A 2,652-nucleotide genomic window follows, 5' to 3' on the forward strand; every position below is an offset into this window, starting at 1 on the left:
TCTTCTGGGTTTATAAAAGTGAATGGAAGATGAACAAGTAGTTCACGTTTAATAAAGCGAGCCTAATTTATTCTACTCCCGAATTACGCAAATAATGTTTATTTAATCAAAATTAGAGGAATACATCCATGATACTGCCGCTTATTGCTTTACCAATTTTATTTGCCAGTAACGTTACAGCCAGTCTGATTGATAACAGTACGGCTGTCGATTTCAAGGAGGTCACTACTCAAGTTAATGAATTTATGATGAATTCAGATCTAAGCAGATCAACTCATTTATATGATGATACTCAAAACAGTACTTTAAAAGATAATTTAGTAAAAGGAGAAGAAGCTGTTCCGAACAGGTAAACACGACTCCACTTTTGATCCCCCTATGTTGTTGAGAACAAAACTTTTAAAACTTAAATTTAAGGAACTAACTATGAAAAAATTACTACCATTAATCGCACTATCTATGCTGTTTGCTTTTAACGCTAATGCTGCACAGACAGAGGTTCCAATTAATTATGAGGCCGATACTTTTATATCTGAACTGGCTGAGTTGGCTATTTTGGTTGAAATAGAAGATGATGATATAGAGGTTGAGTTTGATTAATATCCAATACTTCCCTTTTACTGTAAGCAAACAATGAGAGGTCAGTCTACCTAATAGACTGGCTTTTTTTATAAGTAAAACTATGATCACTCATGTTTTATCTCCGCAGTTTATAGATAACTTTCTTCAATATAGTTAAAGCATTTATAGTTTGGCCTTTGCTGAATTGATAGCTTTGTTACTCTTACTGTATGTAATACTCGTCTGCTTTACATCACTTATTGGCACGACAGGGAGCCGGTTGTCCGGACTTGATTATGAAAAAAATAAGTTTATTAATTGTATTGGGGTATGCGTTTCTAGGTACAGCCGCAATTGCCCAGGAAACAGAAAATGTACAATATCACCGGGATGTTTCCAAGAAGCTCATTATAAGATACAGTCACTTTGAAATGAATTTTCGCATTTTTATTCAGGCGATAGAAGACAGCCTTATTTTGCGCCGTGATGCTCTGGACTTTTTTAGCAAATTACACAATAAACTTACCAGTGATCAACACCTGACCGCAGCAGAGCAGCAAGCCATAGTGCGTCACATTAAGCTGTACCGTGCAGACCGAGACAGGTTTAATCAGTTAATGGATACCTATTCAACTTATAGTAAGCCTGCTTTGAAGATAACATTTTCGAGCGGGCAGCCGTCAAAAGACCCTACCGAGCTCAATAGCAAAAACTCGCAGCCGGGAACAGAACTTGTCATCAATCCAGAGGATGATCTTGCTCGTTTAATGGTACTGGAAAGCAAGATGTGGCTGGCATCGAAAATGATGTTACTTGATAATTATGCGGTGGTTCTGGTTCGTTACCTTAAAAATGCTGATCTCCGCCGTCAATTTGATATTAAAAGTATCGATCCTGAGAGTAAACAATTTTTGGAAGAGATGCTGGCTGAAATCCAAAGTGGGGAGCGTTACAGCCAAACTTTACACGTGCTTAAACTGGTTAATCAATATCGGGCCTTTGAACAAAAAAATCCCGATTCCGCTTTAGCGAAAGATAAAGATAATCGTTATCTGAATAGTTTACTCGACGGCAGCTATGCCTACCATAGGATCCCGGAACTGACGTTTTTTGATAATATTGAAATAGGCACCGCTGTTAAGCGTAACGAGTTTGCCGATGACGTCAATCAGCTAACCGATTTTGCTACCGATAAACTGCTTGGGAGGATGTTTGATAATGTGATTGGTCTATATAAATTTCGCGATGGTAAGCTCAATGTTATGCCAGAATCAGAGCAGAATACGATTGTTCAAGAATTGGACCTTTTAGATATATTATTTACTAAATCCCCATTTCGACTGACCGATAGTTTTATCCCGGGTCATTGGGGGCACGTTGCTATTTGGGTTGGCGGGCAAGCCGATATCTCTGAATTAAAACGCCTTGGAGTCTGGCAAAAACTGCCTGAAATAGAGGAAAAAGTCAGAACTAAATATAACTATAAAGGTTCTGCTTTTCAAACCATGATCGAACAGGATAAAGGGATTATTGAAGCACTGCCTGATGGTGTTGAAATTAATCCTCTTGAGCAATTCTTAAATATTGATGATCTTGCTGTTATCCGAAATAAAAAACTAACGGATGCACAGAAAACTGAATTTTTATTACGTACTTTTGCTCAAGTTGGTAAAGAGTATGATTTTAGTTTCGATATAGAAACAACCGACCGTCTTGTTTGTTCAGAATTAATCTTTCAGGTTTATGATGACTTTGACTGGCCTGTCGCTACTGCTCTTGGTCGTTATGCTGTGAGCCCTGATCACGTAGCTGCACTTGCTAAAGATAAAAAGGCTCCTTTCCAGCCGGTGCTGCTTTATCATGATGGAAAGAAACTGCCAAAGAGCTCCTTGTTAGCAAACTTTAATGCATTATTAAGTGGTCAGTATGAAAAAGTGGTTTATAAAAACTAAGCGGCAACGTGCCTTTCTCGCTATTAGCCAGCTTAATTCGCTGGCTTTTTTATTGGAGATAAAAAATCAATCGCGAGATTAAGTGAAAACATAAGTAAAAACAGCGGCCTATGTTTTTTATTACTGCTCTCTTAAAAAT

The 2,652-nt window shown here is 37.9% G+C and carries 3 protein-coding genes; all 3 read left to right on the plus strand.

Annotated features, from left to right (window positions below):
* Positions 1–128: 128 nt before the first annotated feature.
* The 3 genes from AC4GME_RS18435 to AC4GME_RS18445 all read left to right on the plus strand — a co-directional run bounded on the left by AC4GME_RS18435 (position 129) and on the right by AC4GME_RS18445 (position 2,513).
* Complete coding sequence (locus tag AC4GME_RS18435) at positions 129–353, plus strand: hypothetical protein (protein WP_490380004.1); 225 nt, start codon at positions 129–131, stop codon at positions 351–353.
* A 73-nt stretch (positions 354–426) separates the two neighbouring features.
* Entirely contained in the window at positions 427–600 is a 174-nt protein-coding gene (locus tag AC4GME_RS18440) for a hypothetical protein (protein ID WP_490380005.1), read from the plus strand.
* 257 nt (positions 601–857) lie between these two features.
* Positions 858–2,513 (plus strand): YiiX/YebB-like N1pC/P60 family cysteine hydrolase, encoded by a 1,656-nt coding sequence (locus AC4GME_RS18445; protein ID WP_490378748.1) that lies wholly within the window; start codon positions 858–860, stop codon positions 2,511–2,513.
* Positions 2,514–2,652: the final 139 nt, after the last annotated feature.

It is taken from the genome of Psychromonas sp. (genome assembly GCF_983033635.1).